We start from the raw sequence: 18,212 nt of genomic DNA, 5'->3' as shown, positions 1-18,212 counted from the left end.
GAGATGGCGCGAAAAGTGTCGGGTGGCCGGGGCCGGTGCCGTCGCACGATAGCGGCATGGACGACACGACCCTGGTATCCCGCTTCCTGCGCGACGGCTTCGTGAAGCTGGCGGGTGCCGTCGCGCCCCGCGTGGCCGCGGACTGCGCCCGGCTGCTGTGGCGGGAGACGGGCTGCGACCCCGGCGATCCGGCGACGTGGACGAAGCCTGTGCACCGGGTGCCCGGCATGGCGCAGGGGCCGTTCGCCGCCGCGCCCAACTCCCCGTTCCTGCACCACGCGTACGACCTGCTCGTCGGCGCGGGACGCTGGGAGCCGCGCTACTCGCTGGGCACGTTCCCCCTGCGTTTCCCGCACGAGCAGGAACCGGCGGACGACGGCTGGCACATCGAGGGCAGCTACCTGCCCGAGGGCGAGAGCTGGTACTTCACCGATGTGCGCTCCCGGGGCCGGGCGCTGCTGATGCTGTTCCTGTTCAGCGAGGTCGGCGAGCGCGACGCCCCGACCCGGATCCGGGCCGGCTCGCACCTCGACGTGCCGGGAGTGCTGCAGAAGTACGGGTCGGCCGGGGCGAGCGGCCTGACCCTGGCACCCGAGCTGGAGGCGGTCTCCGCTCACCGGCCCCTCGCCCTCGCCACCGGCTCCCCGGGCGACGTCTTCCTGTGCCATCCGTTCCTGGTGCACGCGGCGCAACCCCATCACGGGGCGCGGCCGCGTTTCATGGCCCAGCCGCCGTTGCTGCCGGCCGTGCCGTACGAACTGGCGCGGGCCGACGGCGCGTACTCACCCGTGGAGATCGCGATCCGCCGGGGCCTCGGCCTGGACACCCCCGGCGCCGGCTGACCCGGTCGTCCTCGCCGGTCCCGGCATCGTCGCGATCGGCCTACCCGTGGGCGGACAGCGCCCTGAAGTCGGCGGCCATCGCGGCGACGTCGGGCCGGTGGCCGGTGAACAGCTCGAACGCCGCGGCGGCCTGGTGCACCACCATGCCGCCGCCGTTGAGGGTGCGGCAGCCGAGCGCCGCCGCGGCCCGCAGCAGCGCCGTCCGTGGTGGGCTGTAGATGATGTCGGTGACCCACAGTCCAGGGTGGAGCAGCTCGGCCGGCAGGGGCAGCCCGGGGTGCGCGGCCATGCCCACCGGCGACGCGTTGATCAGGCCGTCGGCGTGGGCGAGCAGCTCACCGAGCCGGTCCGGGGTGGCTCCGCGGGCCGGCCGGCCGTGTCCGCGCAGTGCCGCGGCCAGGCTCTCGGCCCGGCCGGGGTCCGGGTCGACGACGGTGAGCCGGCCCGCGCCGAGACCACTGATCGCGTACGCGACCGCGTGTCCCGCCCCGCCGGCGCCGAGCTGCACCACCTCGCCCAGGCGGGCCCCGGGCAGCCCGCGCACGAAACCCTCGGCGAAGCCGGCCCGGTCGGTGTTGTGCCCGGTCGCCCGGCCGTCGCGGAACACCACGGTGTTCACCGCCCGCAGCTCGGCGGCGCCGGGGGAGAGGTCGTCGAGGTGCCGGACGACCTCCTGCTTGCAGGGGTGGGTGATGTTCAGGCCGTGGAAGCCGAGCCGCCGGGCGGCCCGGAGCAGGTCGCCGACCTCGCTCGGGGCGGCGCCCAGCCCGGTGATGTCGATGAGCTGGTACAGCAGGCGCAGGCCGGCCCGGTCGGCCGCGCGTTCGTGCAGCGCCGGGCTCAGCGACGCGCCGATCCCGGCGCCGATGAGGCCGACCAGACAGCGTTGCGGCACCCGGCACCTCCATCAATGTACGAACTGGTACGTTAGTTAACCGGGCCTGCCGGGTCAACAGAGCACGCGTGGGGCACTGGGCATCGGATGGGGCACTGGGCACCGCGTGGGACACTGGGCGCATGGCAGCCACCCCGGTCCCCGCCGAGCAACGCCGCCGGGACGCCGGGCGCACCCGGGCCGAGATCCTCGAGGTCGCGTCCGCCGAGTTCGCCGACCGGGGTTACGCGGGGGCGCGGGTGGACGAGATCGCCGCCCGGACCCGCACCACCAAGCGGATGATCTACTACTACTTCGGCGGCAAGGAGCAGCTCTACGTCGCCGCCCTGCAGGCCGCCTACGCCCGGATCCGCGCCGCCGAGCAGCGCGTCGACGTGGCCCACCTCGACCCGGTGGCGGCCATCCGGCGCGTCGCCGAGGTCACGTTCGACCACCACGAGGCCGACCCCGACTTCATCCGGCTGGTCAGCATCGAGAACATCCACCGCGGTGAGCACATCGGGCGGTTGCCGAGCCTGGTCCACCTCAACACCCCGGCGGTCAGCCTGCTCGGCGGGATCCTCGAGCGGGGCCGGGAGCAGGGGCTGTTCCGCGACGGGGTGGACGCGCTCGACGTGCACATGGCGATCAGCGCGTTCTGCGTCTTCCGGGTCGCCAACCGGCACACCTTCGGCGCGATCTTCGGCCGCGATCTGGTCGATCCGGCCCGGCGGCCGCACTACCGCACCATGCTTGCCGATATGGTCGTTGCATACCTGACCGCACCCCCACCTTCACCATCACCATAGGAGCCGCAAGGCATGGTTCCCGAGAACGTCACCAACCCGCAGTTCCGCCGGGACACCACCGGTGAGGACGCGGAGCCGGAGCGCGCCCCCGCCGACCACAGCGACGAGGCGATGGCCCGGCTGCGCCGCCCGTTCGACCCGCAGCCCGCGGACCGGACCGTGACGCCGCGCCCGGGGGACGGCACCCCCGCCTAGCTCCCGCCGCCCGGACCTCGCCGCCCGGACCTCGCCGCCCCCATCCCTCGCCTCTGGCGGTCGCGGCAAATCATGAGAACGCGCCGGATGCGGTGCTCGTCCCGGTTAGCCTGAGCGCGATGACAAACCGGGCGCCCACGATCTACGACGTCGCCCGCCTCGCCGGGGTGGCCGCGTCGACCGTCTCGCGCGCCTTCTCGCGCCCGGGGCGGGTCGCCACCGGCACCGTCGACCGGATCAAAGCGGCGGCCACCGAGCTCGGTTACCGCACCAACGCCATGGCCCGGGCGCTGCCCACCGGCCGTACCAGCATGATCGCCCTCATCGTCACGGACGTGACCGACCCGGAGACCGCCGAACTGCTGCGCGGCGCACAGGAGGCCGCCGGGGAAGCCGGCTGGACCACGGTCGTCGCCGACGCCCAGGACGACGGTCCCAGCCAGCGCGAGGCCCTCGAACGGGCGCTGTCCAGCGTCGACGGCGCGGTGGTCGCCGCCCCGCACGCCCCCGACGAGGCCCTGCGCGAACTCGCCGCCCACCGCCCGGTGATGCTGCTCGACCGCAGGCTCACCGGGCTGCCCAGCGTGGTCCCGGACATCCAGGACGGTATGCGGCGCACGGTCGCGCACCTGGCCGGCCTCGGTCACGGGCTGGTCACCTACGTCGCGGGCCCGGCCGACGCCTGGGCCGACGGGATGCGCCGGCGGGCCCTGCGCCAGGCGGGCTGCGAATTCGGCGTCCAGTCACGACGGATCGGCCCGTTCCCGCCGACGGTCGCGGGCGGCATGACCGCCGCCGGGGAGCTGCTGCACCGGCCCACGACCGCCGTGATCGCGTACGACGACCTGATCGCGATCGGCCTGATCCGGGCCCTGACCGCGCGCGGCATCCAGGTGCCGGGCGAGGTGAGCGTCGTCGGTTTCGGCAATGTGGCCGCGGCGGCGCTGATCAGTCCCGGACTGACCACGGTCGGTTCACCGCTGCGGGAGATGGGCGCGATGGGCGTACGGAATCTGCTGGCCCTGCTCGACGACGCCGGCCCGCGCCCGGCCGACCAGGTCTCGCTCCCGACCCGCCTGGTCCTGCGCGGATCGACCGCGGCCCGCCGTCGCCCGTTCACCGCCCCGGCCCGCGGGGGCACCCTGATCGCGGTGCGCTGACCGGCCCGGTTCGGCCGAGGCGAGATCGGGCCGGTGGGCAGGACCGTGAGCAGCGCCCCGCACACGCCCTCGTTCTCCCGCCCGAGGAGCGTGGCCGTCGGATCCGGTGGCGTATTGCGGCGATCGGCCTGTTCATCGCCCCGGAGGCCGGAGCACCTCTACTGGCCCCTTTCATCCCAGCAACCTAGGATGATTTAGGGGGTGCGGCCTGGGTCACTGCCGGGCCGCGCGGGCACGGGGAGAGGCGGCCGGCTGTGTAGCGTCGGGATCTTCCCGGACCGGGCTGGGCTTTCCGGGCTGAGCTTTCCGGGCTGGGCTTTCCGGCTGGGCTTTCCGGCTGGGCTTCCGGGCGGGTTGAGGAGATGGCATGACGGCGACCGTGACGACCACCGAGGCGCTGCCGGACGGGCCGGTCGACCTGCGGCTCGTCGTGGTGGACATGGACGGCACCCTGCTCGACGAGCACGGCCGCGTGCCGGACGCGCTGTGGCCCCTGCTCGACGACATGCGCGCGCGTGGGGTGGTCTTCGCGCCGGCGTCCGGCCGGCAGTACGCGACGCTGGCCCGCGAGTTCGAGCGCGCCATCGACGGTATGTCGTTCATCGCCGAGAACGGCTCGTACGTCGTCCGGGACGGGGTCGAACTCAGCTCCGACGTCCTCGACCCGGCGTTCGTCCGCGAGGTGATCGGGGCGCTGCGCGCGCTCACGGCCGCGGGCTCGGACCTCGGCGTCGTGGTGTGCGGCAAGCGGTCCGCCTACGTCGAGCGGACCGACGACGCGTTCCTCGGTGAGGCCGGGCGCTACTACGCGGCACTGTCCACGGTCGACGATCTGCTGGCGGTCGGCGACGACTTCCTCAAGGTCGCCGTCTACGACTTCGCGAACGCCGAACGCGACACCGCGCCGCACCTGGCCCGCTTCCACGACGGCACCCGCCGCGTCGTGGTCTCCGGCCCGCACTGGATCGACCTGATGAGCGCCACCGCCGACAAGGGTGCGGCGGTCCGCCGGCTGCAGGCCGAGCTCGGCATCACCGCGGCCCAGACGGCGGCGTTCGGTGACTACCTCAACGACCTCGAGATGCTCGACGCGGCCGGTCTGTCGTTCGCCATGGCCGACGCCCACCCCGAGGTGGCGGCCCGGGCCCGTTACCGTGCTCCGTCGCACCGCGACCACGGTGTGGTCACGGTCCTCGCCGATCTGCTCGGGCGGCCGGCCCGCCCCTGATCCCGCGGGCTGTCTCAGCCGGCCCGTGTGGCGGCCTCGACGATCGCGCCGCGCAGGCGGGTGACGGCGTCGGCCCGGGCCCCGATGAGGGACGGCTCGGCGGTCAGGGTCGCGGCCCGGACCGGGACCGGGCGGGGCAGCTGCCCCGCCTCGGCGGCGATCGCGGCGAGCAGCGCCGGGTGCCCGCCCCAGGAGCCGCCGACGATCACCGTTGCCGGGTCGGCGAGTGCCACCAGGGCGTTCAGGACGCCGCCGACGGCTCGTGCGAGGCCCGCGCGTACCGCGGGGTCGGCAGCCGCGGCGAGGAGGCGGCCGGCGTCGATCGCGGTGGAGCCCGGCCGGCGCAGGGCGAGGTGCCCGAAGACGTCGATGAAGGACATCGCCGTGCCGTCCGGGCCGGTGGTCGTCAGGTGGGCGAGCTCGCCGGCCAGCCCGCTGCCGCCGCGCCGGACCTCGCCGTCGCTGACGATCGCGCAGCCGAGGCCTTCGCCGAGGTGCACGTACGCGAAGTCGTCCCGGTCCGGTGCCGCGTCCCGTTCGGCGCGGGCCGCCCAGTTGACGTCGTTGTCCACGGTCACCGGCCCGTCGACGTGCGGGTCCAGGACCGCCACCGGGTCCAGGTCGCCGAGCAGGAACGGGGCGTCCGGCATCCGGCGCAGGCGCCCGGTCCGGCGGTCCACCGGGTCGGCCGCGCTCACCACCGCCAGCCGCGCCCTCGCCGGGCGGGCGGCGGCGATGGAGGGGGCGGCGCTGGGGGTGAGGGCCGCGGTGAGGGCGGCGGCCACGTCGCTGGGGACCGCGGGGATGTCCAGGGGGTGGGTGGTCCGGGTGCGGACGTCGCCGTACGCGTCGACCCGCTCGGCCACGATGCCCTCCGGCCCGATGTGGATGGCCAGGGCGGTGCCGGCGTCCGGGGTCAGGGCGTAGTAGGAGCCGACCCGGCCCCGGCCGCGGCCGCCGGGGGTGCGTTCCCCGGTGTCGGCGAGGATGCCCCGTTCGGCCAGGCGCCGGACGCTCTCGCCCGCGGTCGGTTTGGAGAGGCCGGTCGCGGTGGCGATCTCGGCCCTGGTCAGGCGCCGGTGCCGGATGAGCGCGCGCACGACGTGCTCGTCGGTGAGGGTGCGCACCAGGTCCAGGGACGGCTTCGCGGGATCCACCCCGCCGATTCTAGGCAGGACTCTTGTCTGGAGAGCGGCCGACCCGTACCGTCCTTGCAAGTAAGGAGACTTGACTAGAAGGAGTCGCCACCATGTCGGTAGCCACGTTGCCCGCGTTGCCCCACTGGGAAGAGACACCGGCCGACCTCAGGGCCGCGATCCGCGAGGTCAAGGCCGCTCTGCGTACGAGAATCGCCGCGTCCGGCCGTACCGTCGAGGAGGTCTTCGCCGTGGTGGAGGACCGCGTGCGCGCCGCCGTCGAGGAGATCGAGGCCGTCCGCGGCCGGGGCGAAGCGGTCTGGCCGGTGATCGACTACGCCGACATCGCCGCCGGCACGGTGACCCCCGACCAGCTCGCGGCCCTGCGGCGGCGCGGCTGCCTCGTGGTCCGCGGGCACTTCGAGCGCGAGCAGGCCCTCGGCTGGGACCGCGACATCGTGCGCTACGTCGAGGACAACCACTTCTTCGAGAACTACCGCGGCCCGGGCGACGACTTCTTCGGCAGCGTGGGCTCCAAGCCCGAGATCTACCCGGTGTACTGGTCACCGGCGCAGATGCAGGCCCGCCAGAGCGACCGGATGGCCCGGGTCCAGGCGTTCCTCAACAGCCGGTGGAAGCACGAGTCCGAGGGGACCCGGTGGTTCGACCCGGAGCGCGACTCGCTCTATCCCGACCGGATCCGCCGCCGCCCGCAGGGAGCCGGCTCCGGCGGTCTCGGCACCCATCTCGACCCGGGCACCCTCGACCTCTGGATGACCGAGGCGTTCCAGAAGGCGTTCCGCCATCTCTTCGACGGGACCCCCGAACAGTACGATCCCTGGGACGCCGCCCACCGGACCGCGGGACCGCAGTACCCGGGCAGCACGATGTGCTCGGCGTTCCGTACGTTCCAGGGCTGGACCGCGCTGTCCGACATGGACCACGACCAGGGTGTCCTGCACACCGTGCCGGTCCCCGAGGCCATGGCCTACCTCATGCTGCGCCCCCTGCTGCCGGACGTCCCGGACGACGACATGTGCGGTGTCACCGTCAACCAGGTCTTCCCCGCCGGCGAGAAGTGGCACCCGCTGCTGATGCGGGCGCTCAGCGGCATCCCGGACGTCCGCGCCGGCGACTCGGTCTGGTGGCACTGCGACATGATCCACAGCGTGGCCCCGGTCCAGGACCAGCGGGGCTGGGGCAACGTCATGTACATCCCGGCGGCCCCGTGGTGCCCCCGCAACGAGGCGTACGCGGCCTCGGTCCGGGAGGCCTTCGAGACCGGCTCCAGCCCGGGCGACTTCCCCGGGGAACACTACGAACGGACCTGGCCGGACCGTTTCCACCCCGCCGACCTCAACCCCACCGGCCGCCGCGGCCTGGGCCTCGACCCGCTCTGACCGGTACGGGTCGCCGCCGGTCAGGAGCGGTCGGCCGGCTCCGGGGTGGTGGGCTTGCGGGGTCCGCGGTCACGGGCTCCCACCCGGGCCACGCCGCCGCCGAGGACCATCAGGACGGCCAGCAGGATCAGGCCGGTCAGGTCCTTGCCGGTCTTGGGCAGGCCGTCGCCGCCGTTGTCCGTACCGGTCGACGGGTTGTCGTCGGTGCCGTCGCCGGTGTCGTCCGGGTCATCGGTGTCGCCGGGGTCGTCGGTGGCGGCGGCGGTGATGGTCAGCTCGGCGGTCGCGGTGTTGTTGACCGTGTTGCCCTCGGCGCTGGTCGTGCTGATCTGCACCGTGACCGGGTACTTTCCGGCCTGGGCGGTCCTGGCCACCGCGAGGTACAGCCAGAGTTCGCTGCTCGAGCCGACCGGGGCCTCCGGGCCGGTGCAGGTGACCGCGTTGGCGTCGACGTCCGGGGCGGCCTCGCAGGTGAGCTGGACCGTGTCGGCGGCGGTGGCCTGGGCGGTGAAGGCCGCCGTCGACGCGTCGAGCAGCACCAGGGCCTTGGTCAGGGTGGTGCCGGCCGGCGGGTCGATCAGGAAGCTGACGTCGGAAGCGCTCTGCGAGCCGTTGTTGCTGTACGGGAGCTTCAGCAGGATCGGCTTGCCCTTGACGACGGTGGGGGCCGGGTCGGAGTACTCGATGTCGAGGTCGACGGTCGGCGCGACCACGGTCAGGTTGGGCAGGGCCAGATCGCCGGTCCCGCCGCAGGTGCCGGTGGTGCCCGCGTCGACGCAGCCGCCGGTGAGGGTGGTGCCGACCGTGGCGGTGGAGCTGACCACCAGCGGCAGCGCCAGTTGTACGGTCTCGTCGGCGGCGATCGGCAGGGTGCAGGTCACCACGCGCTCGCTGCTGCCCTCGGCGCAACCGGCCGGCAGGGTGCCGTGGGTGGTGCCGGTCGGCAGCACGATGGTCGCGGTGTAGGGAGCGGCGTCCTGCGGGCCGCTGTTGCTCAGGGTGATCGGCAGGACGGTGGTCTGCCCGGGCGCGGGGCGCGGGATCGACGGGGCGCCGACGGTCACCGTGACCGTGTAGCCCGCGGCCGTGGTGGTGACCAGGGTGCCGGTGCCGGTGACGAAGTCGCTCACGTCGGCGTTGTTCGCCAGTTTGACGCCGGCGGCCTGCCAGGCGGTGCCCGCGGTGACCGCGGTGCCGACCGTCACCGCGATCGTGACGGTGAGGTCCTGCCCGGCGATGAGGCCGGTGACCGGGCAGGTGATCGTCGAGGTGGTGACCGTGCAGGCGGCGTCGCCGGCGGTGGCACCGGTGACCGTCATGCCGGCGGGCTTGCCGGCCAGCGGCACCGTGAGGGTCAGCGCGTCCTGGTCCACCTCGGAGCTGATCGCGATCGTGCCGGAGCCGGCGGTGCCGGCCGGGACGGTGGCCGGGGTGATCGTCAGGGTCGCGGTGTCGCGGACCGGCCGGTCGGCGGCCTGCTCGACCACGGTGGCCGAGCCGCCGCAGACCGCGGTGCCGGTGCCGACGGTCACGCAGCCGGCGGCGACGAGGTCGCCGTCGACCGCGGCCGAGGACACCACGACCGGGACGGTCCAGAGCTTGCCCGCGCCCACCGCCTGGTCGAAGCGGCAGCTCAGGGTCGTGGTGCCGGCGGCCGTGCAGTCGATCGCGGCCTGGCCCGACAGGGCGCCGAACGCGCTGTTCGAGGGTGCCGTGACGGTGGCGGTGACGCCGGTCGCGTCGGACGGGCCCGGGTTGACGACGGTGACCGCCAGGCTGGTGATGTCGGCCGGGCTGAGCGTGCCGCCGGGGCCCACGAGGGACGCGGTGACCGGCGCGACCGGGGTGCCGGTGACGGCGAGGGTGCCGCCGCCGGTGGCCGACTCGGTGCCGGCGGTGAGTGTGATGCCGGTGGCGGTCCAGGTGACCCCGGCGCGCAGCGCGGCGGTGGCGTTGACGGCCAGCGTGATGAGGCTGCCGGTGCCCTGGGCCACGGTGACGCCGGTGCAGCGGACCTGGTTCGGGGAGGTGTCCCGGGTGCAGGTCGAACCGTTCGGGCCGCCGTACCCGGTGACCGTCAGGCCGGCCGGGAGACCGGTGAGCGGGACGACGATGGTCGTGCCGGTCACCGCGGTCGTCGCGGTGCTGGTCGTGCGGATGAACGCGTTCGTGGTCGTGCCGGGCGTGACGGTGGCGGGGGTGACGCTGAGCTGGACCCGGCCGCTGAACGGGACGCCCAGCACGATCGGGGGCAGGTCGTCGTCACAGCCGGTGTCACCCACCGAGTCGACGCAGCCGCCGGGCAGCGGGGTGCCCGCGGTCGCGGAGGCCGGCACGTTGACCGGCAGGGTGAACCGGACGTCGCTCGCCGCGTCGACGTCGACCGTGCAGGTGGCGACCGTGGTCGTGGTCAGCACGCAGTAGCTCACGCTGGGCGTGCCGAACGTGGTGCCGGCCGGCGCCGTGAAGGCGACCCGCCTGGCGCGGGCGTTCGACGGTCCGCTGTTGGCGACGGTCACCGCCAGGGTGGCGACACCGCCGGGCAGGACCGTGCCCGGCGCGGGCGGGACGACGGTCACCGTGAGCGTGCTGGCGGCGGCGCCGACGGTGGCGACAGCGACGGTACGGGTGACCGTGGCGGCCGCCTGCGCGACGGCGATCGCCGGGCTCCAGACGCCCTGGGCGGCGGCGGCCGTGGCGCTCAGCGTGAGCGCGATGCCCGTGCTGCCGCCCGCGGTCAGGCTGATGCCGGAACACGTCGCGGTGCCGGTGGCGATGACGCAGTCGGTGGTGCCACCCTGCCGCGCCGCGGTGACGGTGACCCCGGTGGGCAGCCCGGCGAACGGGACGGTGACGGTCAGTCCGGCGCGAGCGTCGGCCGAGGTCACGGTCACGGTCGCGATCCGGGTGTTCCCCGGGGTGATCGACACGTTGTCGGCGCTGACCGTGAGCGCCTGGGAGAGGGTGCGGCTCACGTTCACGGCAGGCAGCGGGTCGTCGCCGGTGCAGGCGCCGTCGGAGGCCTTGTCGAGGCAGCCGCCGCCGAGCACGGCGGGTGCCGCGGCGTCGGCCGGGATCGGGATCGGGATCGACCAGAGTCTCGGGGCGGCGGTCGCGGCCAGGTCGAAGCGGCAGGCCAGGCGGTCGGCGGCCGGGTTGGGCGCGCAGTCGGCGAGGACGTCGCCGGTGAGGGCGCCGAACGTGGTGCCGGCCGGTGCGACGACGCCGGTGGTCACGCCGGTGGCGTCCGAGACGCCAACGTTGTCCACGGTGACGGTCAGCGTGGTGGATCCGCCGGGTTCGGTGGTCCCGGCCGGGAGCGACGACACGTACGTGATGTCGACGTCCGGGTCGCCGGTGCCGATCAGCGTGGTGGCGGTGCCGATGCTCTGCCCGGAGCCGTCGGTCAGGGTGACCGCCGGTTTCCAGGTGACGCCGGTGCCGAGGTTCGCCGCGGCGGTCGCCGTGACCGTGAGGACCCGTTGCGAGCCGGTGCTCAGGTCGACGCCGGTGCACACGATGCCGGCGGTCCGGGTACAGGTGGAGCCGGCCGGACCGGTCGCGCCGGTGATGGTGAAGCCGGCCGGCAGCGCGCCGGTGGGCACGGTGAGCGTCAGCCCGGTGCGGGCCGCGTCGGCGTCCGCCACGACGTATCCGCTGACGGCCGGGCCGCCGGGGACGGCGGTGCCCGGGTCGGTGCTCAGGGTGACGTCCTCGTCGAGCGGGGTCTCGAGGTCGATCGGCGGGAAGTACGTGTCCGGCGGGTTCGTGCAGGCGCCGTCGATGTTCGCGTCGTAGCAGCCGTCGTCGTAGGGCTCGTCGGTCTCGGCGGTGGCGGGCACCACGATTCCCAGGACGAACGTGAGGTCGCCCTCGGGCAGGTCGCGGGTGCAGTCGACCAGCGTCGCCGTGCCGGTGCAGAACGTCGACGCGGGCGTGGTCAGCGGCGCGAACGTGAGGCCGGTGGGCGGGACGAACCGCACCCGGGCCTGCCGGTACAGCGACGGGCCGGCGTTGGTGACGGTGACGTCGAGGTCGCCGGTGCTGCCGGGCAGCAGCGTGCCGGGGGCGGGGACCTGGACGGCCACGGACAGCGGGTGCACGGGGGCGCCGACGGTGGCGGTGGGCACCGTACGCGTCGCGGTCTCGGCGCCCCGCACGATGGTCACCGAGGGCGACCAGGGGGCGGCCGCGGCGCCGGGGTCGGCGCTGAGCGCGAGGGCGATCCGGACGGTGCCGCCGGCGGCGAGGTCCACGCCGGTGCACTCGGCGATGCCGCCGGTGACCGGGCAGTTCGTGCCGCCGCGGGTGGCGGTGGTGAGCGTGAGACCGGCCGGCAGCGTCGCGGTGTCGATCCGGACGGTCACGCCGTCCCGCTGCTGCGACGACTGCACACTGAGCGTCGCGGTGCCGGTGTCACCGGGGGTGATCGCCGGGTTGTCGGCGCTCACGGTCAGCAGGCTGTCGAGCGTCGCGCGCAGCGTGATGTCGGGCAGGACCACGTCGTACGTGCCGCCGCAGGCGTTGTCGCCGTCCAGGTCGGCGCAGCCGCCGGTGACCGCGGTGGCGGTGCTGCGGTCGGCCGGGATGCGGATCGGCAGGGTCCAGGTCAGCGGGTCGTCGGTGGCGGCGAGGCTGACCCGGCAGGCGAGCGCGGTGCCGGCCGGGGACGCCGTGCAGGAGTCCGCGGCGGGGCCGGAGAGCGGGCCGAACGTGGTCCCGGGCGGCGCGTTGACGGTCACCGGCGCGTCGGCGGCGTCGGACGGGCCGGTGTTGTCCAGCGTGAGGGTGACCTCGGCGGTCTCACCGGGCAGCACCGTCCCGGCCTCGGGCCCGGTCGTGGTGCCGGTGAGCCGGTAGCTGGCGGTGCCGGTGTTCAGCAGTACGCCGGTGCTGGTCGCGGTGGCGTTGTCCTGGTCGGTGACGGTGATCCCGGCGGCGGTCCAGGTCGCGCTCGCCGGGGCGGCGGCGGTGACCGACAGCGGGATCCGTACGGTGGCGGCGTTGCCCGCGGCGATGCTCACGCCGGTGCAGCGGACCTGGGTGGCGTCGCTGACGCAGGTGCCGTTCGGGGCGACGCTGGGCGTGCCGACGAACGCGTAGCCCGGCTTGTCGGTGAGCGGCACGACGATGGTCAGGCCGGTCTGCGCCGGGTCGGTGGCCACGACGACCCGGGCGACGCCGGTGCGGCCCGGGGTCACGGTGGCCGGGGTGGTGCTGATGGTCACCTGCTGGCTGAACGGGGTGGCCAGCTGCAACGGCGGGATGGGCTTGTCGGTGGGCTCGGTGCACGCGTTGTCGTTGTTCAGGTCGACGCAGCCGCCGGGCAGCGGGGTCCGCGGGTCGGCGCCGGCGGGCACGTCCAGCGGCACCTCGAAGCGCAGCGGGTCAGCCGCCGCGGTGATGCTGAACGTGCAGGTCAGCCGGGTTCTCGCGGGGTTGGCGGTGCAGCGCTGGGCACTCAGGCCGGTCAGTGTGCCCAGCGTGCTGCCGGCCGGGACGGCGATGCCGATGGTGGCGGTGGCCCGGTCGGACGGGCCGAGGTCGTCGACGTCCACGGTCAGCGTGCCGGAACCGCCGGGCAGGATCGGGTTCTGCGGCGCGGTCACGACCGCGGACAGCGGGGCGACGGGCGGGCCGACGACGGCCAGCTGCCGGTCGCCGGTGAGCTGGTCGCCGCCACCGGCGTCGACGGTCACCCCGGTGGCGGTCCAGGAGGTGCCCTCGGCGGCGGCCGGGGTCGCCCGTACGCGCAGGGTCACGCTCGTGGTCTGCCCGTCGGCGACGGTGATGCCGGTGCAGCGGATCTGCCCGCCCGCCGTGGTGCAGGCGGCGTCGGCGGGGGTGACGGTGAGCGAGCCGGGTACGGCGCCCAGCGGCACGGTCAGTGTGAGGTTGCTCAGTGCGCCGTGCAGCGCGGTGACACCGACGGTCGCGGTCTCCTCGGTTCCCGGGGTCACGGTCGCGGCAGCGGTGACGAGCTGGGCGCGCCGGTCGAACGGCACCTTGAGCACGATCGGCGGGACCGGCTTGTCGCCGGTGCCGGCGCAGCCCGGGGTGCCGGACAGGTTGACGCAGCCCCCGCCGTGCGGGGTGAACGGGTCCGCGTCGGCGTCGACGAGCAGCGGCAGCACCAGGTCGGGCGTGCTCGCGGTGGCCGCGAGGGTCACGGTGCAGGTCACCGACACGGTGTCGCCGGCGCGGACGCAGGACGTCCCGGCATCGCCGGTGAGCGGGCCGAACGTGGTGCTGGTGGGCGCGGTGACGGTGAACGTGCGGGCGGTCGCGTCGGACGGGCCGGCATTGGTGACGACCACGGTCAGGGCGGTGGTGCCACCCGCGGTGACGGTGCCGTCCGGGGGACCGGTGACCGTCGCGGTGACCGCGTCACGCGGCGGGCCGGCGACGGCGACGGTGCCGGTCCCGGTGACCGAGTCGGTGCCGTCCGAGACGACGATCTCCGAGACGGACCAGGACACCGGGGGTACGACCGAGGAGGCGACCGCCACCTGCACGATCACGTCCTTCTGGGTGCCGGCGGTGAGCGTGACCCCGGTACACGTGATCGCGGTGGGTCCGGTCGTGCAGGTGCCGCCGTCGACGGTCGCGGACGGGGCGGTGAACCCCGGCGGCAGCTCGTCGAGCGGGATGCTGACGCTCAGGCCGCTCTCGGGGCGGGTGGCCTTCAGCGTCACCCGGCCGGTACCGGACAGGCCGGGGACGATCGTGCCGGGCGTGGTGCCGACGGTGAGGACGTCCGCCAGCGGCGTGGCGAGGTAGATGGCCGGGATACCGGGGTCCCCCGGGGTGCCGGGGATGCCCGGGTCGCAGACGCCGTTGTTGTTGAGGTCGACGCAGCCGCCCTCCACCGGTTCGTCCGGGTCGAGGCCGGGGGCGAGCACGATCGGGAACGCGTAGTCGGCGTCGGCCTCGTCGGCCAGGTCGAACGTGCAGACGGCGCGGAGGTTGTCCGGGCTGAGCGTGCAGTCGTCGGCCGTCGGCGCGGTGAGCGGGCCGAACGTGACGCCGGCCGGGGCGATCACCTGGATCTGGGCGTTCACCGCGTCGGACGGGCCGAGGTTCTCGACGTTGACGCCGATGGTGCCGCCGTCGCCGGGTTGCAGGGTGCCCGGGTCGGGCACGGTGACCGTGGTCCGCAGCCGGTAGCCGGCGGCCCCGACGGTGGCGAGCAGCGGCGAGGCGGTGACCTGGTCGGTGCCGTCCGAGACGGTGACGCCGGTGGCGGTCCAGGTGGTGCCGGTGGCCGCCGAGGGGACCGCCGCCACCACGATCGCGATGCCGGCGCTGGTGCCGTTCTCGGCGCCGACGCCGGTGCAGACGATCGAGGCGCCGACGGTGCAGGTGGCGCCGGACAGGGTCGCGCTGCGCACGCTCAGGCCGGCGGGCAGGACGAGCGGCACGGTGACGGTCAGGCCGCTCAGGTCGCCGTGCACGGCGTTGACGTCCAGCGTGGCGGTGGCCTCGTCACCCGGGGTCACCGTGGCCGGGGTGGCCGAGACCGTGACCCGCTGGTCGAACGGCACCTTCAGCATGATCGGGTCGAACGCCACGTCGGGGGCGCCGCCGCAGGTGCCGTTGTTGTTCAGGTCGACGCACGCGCCACCGTATGGGGTGGTGACGTCCGCGCCGCCGGGGATGACCACCGGCAGGGTCAGCTGTGGGCTGGAGACACCGGCGGCGAGCGTGACCGTGCAGGACGCACTCGCGCCGCCGGGGGCGACGGTGCAGGCGGTGGCGGCGGCACCGGCCGGGGTGCCGAACGTGGTGCCGGTCGGCGGGATCACCCCGAACACGGTGGCCGGGGCGTCGGAGGGCCCGGCGTTGCGGACGGTCAGGTTCAGCTCGGTGGTCTCGCCCGGTTCGACGGTGTTGTCCGCCGGGCCGGAGACGGTCGCGGTCAGCTGGTACTCGGGGGTGCCCGCCACGGTGAGGGCGCCGCCGGTGGTGACCTGTTCACCGCCGTCGGAGACCGTGGCGGGGCTGACGTTCCAGGTCGCCGGCGGTGTCACCGAGGAGGCCACCGCCACGGTCACGCCGATCGTGCGGGCGGCCGCGCCCGCGGTCAGGTCGACGCCGGTGCAGGAGATCGCGGTCGTCCCGGCGACGCACGACGCGCCGGACGGGGCGGTGGTCCCGGTGACCGTGAAGCCCGTGGGCAGGCCGGTCGTCGGGATGGTGACGACCAGGTCGTCCTCGTCCTGGGTCGAGCTCAGGCCGACCGTGCCGGTGCCGCTGCGACCGGGCACGACGGTCGCCGCCGTGGTGGTGACGGTGAGCCGGTTCGCGATCGGGGTACGCAGCTGGATGGACGGCAGGGGCACGTCCTGCGGGTCGTCGCAGTCGGTGTCGTCGTTCAGGCTTGCGCAACCGCCGGTGAGCGGCGTCGCCGGGTCGGCCTGCGCGGAGACCAGCAGCGGGAGCGTCAGCGTGATCGCCGGCCCGGCTTTCGGGATGTCGTCGGTGCAGCGCACGGTGGTGGGGGAGAGCTGGGTGCAGTCCGCGGCGGCACCGGTGCGCGGGCTGTCGAACGTGGTGCCCTGCGGCGCCACGACCACGTAACTCGCGTTCCGCGCGTCGGAGGGGCCGTTGTCGGAGACGACCACGGTCATCGTGGTGGGCTGCCCGGGCCGCACGGTGCGCGCGGCGGGTCCGGTGGCGGTCGCGGTGAGCGTCCAGCGCGGGTCTGCGGTGACGATGGCGCCGGTGGCCGTACCGGTGGAGTCGCCGCTGGTCGCGGTGACCGGGTCACCCGCCCCGGCCGACCAGTTCGCGGTGACGCCGGGGGCCAGGGTTACCGGCACCGAGACGGTGACCGTGCCGGTGGCCGGCACGGTGACGCCGGTGCAGCGGATGCCGGCCGTGCTGGTGCAGGTGCCGCCGCCGGTCGTGGTGACGGCGCCGACGGCGTATCCGGCCGGCGGCGCGGGCAGTGTGATCGTGGTGCCGGTCGCCGGGATGATGCCCAGGTTGCGTACCCGCACCGTCGGCGTGGCGGGGCCGTCGCCGGGCACCGCGGTGGCCGGCGTGATGCTCACCCCGGCGTCGAGGTTGACGTCCGGGTCGCTGACCGTGAACAGGCGCCCGTCGCCGCTGACCGCGACGCCGTTGAGGCTCGCCGTGACGCCGGTGACGGTCCAGGTGACCCCGGGCGCGGTCGTGGTGGTCGCCGCCGCCCGGACGCTGACGGTGGCCGTGCCGCCGCCCGGCACGGTGACGTTGGGGCAGGTGATCGCGGTGGCGTTGGTGCCACAGGCGACGCCGCCGACGGTCGCGGAGACGACCGAGATCCCGGCGGGCTTGTCCGCGAGCGGGATGGTGACCGTGGTGGTCGCGTCGGACGGGCCGTCGTTGGTGACGGTGACCGTGGTGGTGGCCTGCTTGCCGGCCGCCAGGGTGTTCGGGGTGACGGTGACCGAGCCGCTGGTGCTCCGTGCGGCGAGCCGGTTCACCAGGGTGCCGCCGCCGCTGACGCTGATCGTGGTGCCGGTGACCGCCGCGACCGGGGTGCTCACCGCGGTGATGGTCGACGCGGCCGGGGACCAGTCGGCGGCGGAGACGGCCGACGCGGCCAGCGACACCGGCAGCGACACCGCCACGTTGCCGTTGCCGGGGACGGTCACCCCGGTGCACACGACGTGGGTGGTGTTGGTCGTGCAGGTGCCGCCACCGCCCACGGTCGGGGTCCCGAGCGTGTATCCGGTGGGCGGGAGCGGGATCCGGATCGTGGTGTTCGGCGCCGCCACGTCACCGGTGTTGGTCACGGTGACCCTCGGGGTGCCGTTCTCACCGGGCGCGAACGACGCCGGGGTCCGGTTCACCGCGCCGAGCTTCACGATGCCCGAGCAGATCGACTCGCCGACGATGACCGAGCCGTCGAGCACGGCACCGCCCTCGAGCAGGCCGATGTCCAGCGCGCGCACGGTGTAGTCGAGCTTGCCCGTGCCGCTGTTGTAGGCGACGATCCGGCGGTCGACGGTCGCGTTGAGCACGCCCGGGACGCCGACGGCGAGGTTCGCGGACGGGTTGACCACCGCGCCGCCGATGTTCAGGTTGGCGATGTCCGTGGTCGAGGCCAGCGTCGAGGCGTTCATCGTGCAGCTCGTGCTGATCGCCCCGACCGAGACGGCGCCCAGCAGGCTCAGCCCGGCCGTCCCGCCCGAGCCGGTGGCGCCACCGGGGGCCGACGGTCCCGCCGAGGCGCTGACCGCACCGAGGTTCAGCACCCCGGGCACGTTGGTGCCGACGACGTTGGCGCTCTGCGCGGCACCGCCGGTGACCGTGTTCCACGTCCTGGCCGGGTCGGGCAGCCTGATGTCGAGCGGCACCAGGCCGAGCAGCACGTCGATGCTGATCCGCGCGCCCTGCCCGGTGGCGGTCACGGCTCCGGCCGCCGCGTACGCGGCTATCGGCGGCCCCATCAGAAGCACAAGGAGAAGCGTGATGGCTGCTAAAGCCACCTTTTTCATCTTCTGGAGCGCGCGGGTCGGCACCAGCGAACCCTAGAACGGACTTATCCGAGCAGTCTTCGTTTTTCGGATTTTGGGGGT

9 protein-coding genes are annotated in these 18,212 nt (G+C 74.5%); 6 read left to right on the top strand and 3 right to left on the bottom strand.

What is annotated here, in order from left to right; all coding sequences use genetic code 11:
- Positions 1-56: 56 nt before the first annotated feature.
- Complete coding sequence (locus ACIA6A_RS01450) at positions 57-842, top strand: phytanoyl-CoA dioxygenase family protein (RefSeq protein WP_396095392.1); 786 nt, start codon at positions 57-59, stop codon at positions 840-842.
- A gap of 40 nt (positions 843-882) precedes the next feature.
- Here ACIA6A_RS01450 and ACIA6A_RS01445 read toward each other — a convergent pair whose 3' ends face one another.
- Entirely contained in the window at positions 883-1,737 is an 855-nt protein-coding gene (locus tag ACIA6A_RS01445; RefSeq protein WP_396095391.1) for a shikimate dehydrogenase, read from the bottom strand.
- A gap of 122 nt (positions 1,738-1,859) precedes the next feature.
- Here ACIA6A_RS01445 and ACIA6A_RS01440 point away from each other — a divergent pair, with 122 nt between their 5' ends.
- The 4 genes from ACIA6A_RS01440 to ACIA6A_RS01425 all read left to right on the top strand — a co-directional run bounded on the left by ACIA6A_RS01440 (position 1,860) and on the right by ACIA6A_RS01425 (position 5,108).
- Positions 1,860-2,525, top strand: a complete 666-nt coding sequence (locus ACIA6A_RS01440) for a TetR/AcrR family transcriptional regulator (protein ID WP_396095390.1) — start codon at positions 1,860-1,862, stop codon at positions 2,523-2,525.
- A 12-nt stretch (positions 2,526-2,537) separates the two neighbouring features.
- Positions 2,538-2,720, top strand: coding sequence for a hypothetical protein (locus tag ACIA6A_RS01435; RefSeq protein ID WP_396095389.1), 183 nt, complete (start codon positions 2,538-2,540; stop codon positions 2,718-2,720).
- Between the two features lie 119 nt (positions 2,721-2,839).
- Positions 2,840-3,880 carry a LacI family DNA-binding transcriptional regulator gene (locus ACIA6A_RS01430; protein ID WP_396095388.1) on the top strand — a complete coding sequence of 347 codons (1,041 nt, stop codon included), beginning with the start codon at positions 2,840-2,842 and terminating at the stop codon, positions 3,878-3,880.
- Between the two features lie 367 nt (positions 3,881-4,247).
- Positions 4,248-5,108 carry a Cof-type HAD-IIB family hydrolase gene (locus tag ACIA6A_RS01425; RefSeq protein WP_396095387.1) on the top strand — a complete coding sequence of 287 codons (861 nt, stop codon included), beginning with the start codon at positions 4,248-4,250 and terminating at the stop codon, positions 5,106-5,108.
- A gap of 14 nt (positions 5,109-5,122) precedes the next feature.
- Here ACIA6A_RS01425 and ACIA6A_RS01420 read toward each other — a convergent pair whose 3' ends face one another.
- The gene (locus ACIA6A_RS01420; protein ID WP_396095386.1) at positions 5,123-6,265 is read right to left on the bottom strand and encodes an ROK family transcriptional regulator; all 1,143 of its coding nucleotides are present in this window, start codon (positions 6,263-6,265) and stop codon (positions 5,123-5,125) included.
- Between the two features lie 92 nt (positions 6,266-6,357).
- Between ACIA6A_RS01420 and ACIA6A_RS01415 the strand changes: the two genes are divergently transcribed.
- Positions 6,358-7,644 (top strand): DUF1479 domain-containing protein, encoded by a 1,287-nt coding sequence (locus tag ACIA6A_RS01415; RefSeq protein ID WP_396095385.1) that lies wholly within the window; start codon positions 6,358-6,360, stop codon positions 7,642-7,644.
- A 20-nt stretch (positions 7,645-7,664) separates the two neighbouring features.
- Here the strand turns inward: ACIA6A_RS01415 and ACIA6A_RS01410 are convergent, their stop codons facing one another.
- On the bottom strand, positions 7,665-18,092 hold the full coding sequence (locus ACIA6A_RS01410) for a beta strand repeat-containing protein (RefSeq protein ID WP_396095384.1): 10,428 nt from the start codon (positions 18,090-18,092) through the stop codon (positions 7,665-7,667).
- Positions 18,093-18,212: the final 120 nt, after the last annotated feature.

The sequence above is a fragment of the Actinoplanes sp. NPDC051494 genome (assembly GCF_044454705.1).
Classification (GTDB): domain Bacteria; phylum Actinomycetota; class Actinomycetes; order Mycobacteriales; family Micromonosporaceae; genus Actinoplanes.
This window is presented reverse-complemented; position numbering and strand designations above follow the sequence as displayed.